At 58.1% G+C, this 2580-nt stretch carries 4 protein-coding genes and 1 pseudogene; 4 read left to right on the top strand and 1 reads right to left on the bottom strand.

Annotation, left to right across the window (positions count from 1 at the left end; translation table 11 throughout):
- Positions 1 to 682, top strand: a 682-nt coding sequence (locus tag Z052_RS01135; RefSeq protein ID WP_241897869.1) for a transposase, incomplete at its 5' end; no start/stop codon positions are given.
- Between the two features lie 13 nt (positions 683 to 695).
- Here Z052_RS01135 and Z052_RS21285 read toward each other — a convergent pair.
- A pseudogene (locus Z052_RS21285) lies at positions 696 to 881 on the bottom strand (RNA-guided endonuclease TnpB family protein); the annotation flags it as partial.
- 211 nt (positions 882 to 1092) lie between these two features.
- Between Z052_RS21285 and Z052_RS01125 the strand changes: the two are divergent.
- The 3 genes from Z052_RS01125 to Z052_RS01115 all read left to right on the top strand — a co-directional run bounded on the left by Z052_RS01125 (position 1093) and on the right by Z052_RS01115 (position 2390).
- Positions 1093 to 1488 carry a hypothetical protein gene (locus Z052_RS01125; RefSeq protein WP_094580034.1) on the top strand — a complete coding sequence of 132 codons (396 nt, stop codon included), beginning with the start codon at positions 1093 to 1095 and terminating at the stop codon, positions 1486 to 1488.
- 135 nt (positions 1489 to 1623) lie between these two features.
- Positions 1624 to 1941 (top strand): DUF6516 family protein, encoded by a 318-nt coding sequence (locus Z052_RS01120; RefSeq protein WP_094520263.1) that lies wholly within the window; start codon positions 1624 to 1626, stop codon positions 1939 to 1941.
- A gap of 32 nt (positions 1942 to 1973) precedes the next feature.
- Positions 1974 to 2390, top strand: coding sequence for a transcriptional regulator (locus Z052_RS01115; RefSeq protein WP_094520264.1), 417 nt, complete (start codon positions 1974 to 1976; stop codon positions 2388 to 2390).
- Positions 2391 to 2580: the final 190 nt, after the last annotated feature.

The raw sequence follows: 2580 nt of genomic DNA, 5'->3' as shown, positions 1-2580 counted from the left end.
AGTTTCGCGGCCTCTTGGATTGACAATCATCTCAACGACTATCTTCAAAAGTTATGCTAGGTACTACCGCGCCATTCCCTTGGAGGGCAAGCAGCTCCGATCTGTTCTCAACAATCTCGACCGGAAGTACATCGATGTAGAGGTCGAAGTCGAGTTCAAACGAGGACCGTACAACGGGACGCAGTCGCTGGATACGAAGCGGTTCCGCGTCGTCGGCGTCCGCGACGAGGACGCCGACGACTACCATCTGTACATGACGAATTTGGTGAGAAAAGAGTTCTTCCCGGCCGATTTAGCGCAGATCTACCGATGTCGGTGGGAAGTTGAGTTGTTGTTCCGTGAGCTGAAGACTCAGTACAACTTGGATGAGTTCGACACGAGCGACGAACACGTGGTGAAGATCTTACTGTACGCAGCACTGCTGTCGCTGCTTGTAAGCCGCGATTTATTGGATCTGGTCACTGAGCAGGCGGATGATGAGCTCGTGTTTCCGACAGAGCGCTGGGCGGCGACCTTTCGGTCGCACGCCCAGCTTTTCCTCCACAAACTGGGTGAGTATCTCGGCTACTCACCACCGCCGCTGCTTGAACGACTGATCGAAGACGCTCAAAAGATCCACAAGCAGCGACCGATCTTACAAGAGACGCTCGCTACCGCTACACAACCGAGGTGTGAGTCTTAACTGAAGACGGATACCACTTCCGCTTCCATTCGGGGAGTCTGTTGTTCTGGTCGTACTCACTCGGCTTATCGTCTTCAGGACTGTTCCCGTAGTCCCAGCGGACGTGGTTGTAGAGTTGGCGATGAACGTTCAGATGGTATTCCAGTTCAGCCGCTACCTCTTGTGTTGGATAAGCGTGGTAGCGGTGACTGTATTCCATCGCTGTCTCTTGATTAGCAATGTGTTTCCTTAATGGTTTGTATCACGAGTTGTCGGCTTCATCCCCGAGGTCAAGCCTCGGGGTATTCGCCTTGACTTTTGATAAACCGGGGTGATGGTTCACCACCGTCTGACCACGACGGCGGCCGTCCTAGTGACTCGAGCACGCTGATCGACGCACAATCGAAACCCCAGCCCACACTTCCACATTAATGACCCGAACACTCCACGTCCAGATCAAGTCCGCGGATCGTAGCGGCCTCGAGGAGAGGCTCAAAGCGATCGACGCCGGCGACGATGTCGAACCCAGCGAGCCAACGCTGTCGATCGAAGATCTCGAAACGTTCGGTCGCGTCTTTCGGTCGACCAACCTCGAACTGCTCGAAGCCATCGTTGAGCACGAGCCAGAGAGCATCCGAGAACTCGCTCGCCTTGTCGAGCGGAACCCACCAGAGGTCCTCGACAACGTGAACGAGCTCGCCGACTACGGGCTCCTCGAGTTCGAAGAGAACGGCAGCGCAAAGCGCCCCGTCGTGTGGTACGACGAGATCGACGCGGACCTCCCGCTCACATCGGCGTCGGGACGCGAGCGCAAGGCGAACGACTGAGCGCTGAGATACCGATGGCTAACAACTTGCGTAGCGTTGCTCGGCCCGCTGTGGTGAACGTCTGGCGGGTTTGTGTTGGGTGTTGGACTTCTACCCAACGCTTATAGCGTTGGCCGGTATCCCAACAGATGAGAGATGGTCCAGGAGCCGCTGTTCCAGTACACGCACGTCGAGGCCGGTCTCGTCGAGAACGTCGTGCTTCGACCGACCGACGACACCGAGACGTACCCCTCGGGCTGGAAGTACACACTCCACCTGGGCACTCTCGACGACCTCACGCTCGTCCGATACGACAACTCCCACGAGGACACGAAAGGCCACGAACACCACACCGCAGCCGGCGACCTCGACGACGTCGAGTTCCCGGGGATGGAGGACCGGCTTGTCGAGTTCTGGGCAAGTACAGACGAGTACTGGGACGCCGTCGGCGGCGACCCGCCCCGGCCGCACTGATCGAACACCACCCGACACACGATACCCCGACCATGACCACACTCCACATCACCGTCGGCGACCGAGAACAGCTCCGTGAGGACGCGCTCCAGTTTGTCCAAGACGTCGAGGCCGACGATCTCGACGAACAGGAGGGAACAGCAACGCTTCAGTTCGGCACCTACGACGACTTCGTCGACAGTCTCACGCCGCTGCGTCTTGAGCTCATCCGGGCGATCGCAGAAGAGGCGCCCGAGAGTATGCGCGAGGCAGCGCGTCTCGTCGAGCGTGACGTGTCCGACGTCCACTCGGACCTGAAGCAGCTAGAAGTACTGGGCATCCTCACGCTCAAAGAGGGCGGGCCCAGCGGTGCGATTCAACCCGTTGTTCCGTTCGACCGCATCGAGGTCCACATCGACTACCCGCTCATCGATAGCGGCGATGCCGATGGGACTCCCGCGAGCGCGTAGTCACCACGCATCTCTCTCGGAGTGTCCTCGTGCGATGGCTACTCACGACCCGCAATCACGCTGCTGTTCCGGAACAATACTTTCGCCCCGCTCACCTGAGCTATAAATCACAGAGTCTCTAATTTTGAGGGGAGGGAGCACCACTGGCCCGGTTTCAACAGCCGGATCATCTCTAAAACAGTGTCACACG

Source organism: Halorubrum sp. C191 (assembly GCF_002727095.1).
Lineage (GTDB): Archaea > Halobacteriota > Halobacteria > Halobacteriales > Haloferacaceae > Halorubrum > Halorubrum ezzemoulense.
Note: the sequence above shows the minus strand (reverse complement) of the source record. Positions and strands in the feature narration are given on the sequence as shown.

Bases quoted from the DNA above. Each gene is read 5' to 3' on its own strand.
- Z052_RS01120 (WP_094520263.1), top strand. From the start codon at position 1,624: ATGGTCCAGGAGCCGCTGTTCCAGTACACGCACGTCGAGGCCGGTCTC.
- Z052_RS01125 (WP_094580034.1), top strand. From the start codon at position 1,093: ATGACCCGAACACTCCACGTCCAGATCAAGTCCGCGGATCGTAGCGGC.
- Z052_RS01115 (WP_094520264.1), top strand. From the start codon at position 1,974: ATGACCACACTCCACATCACCGTCGGCGACCGAGAACAGCTCCGTGAG.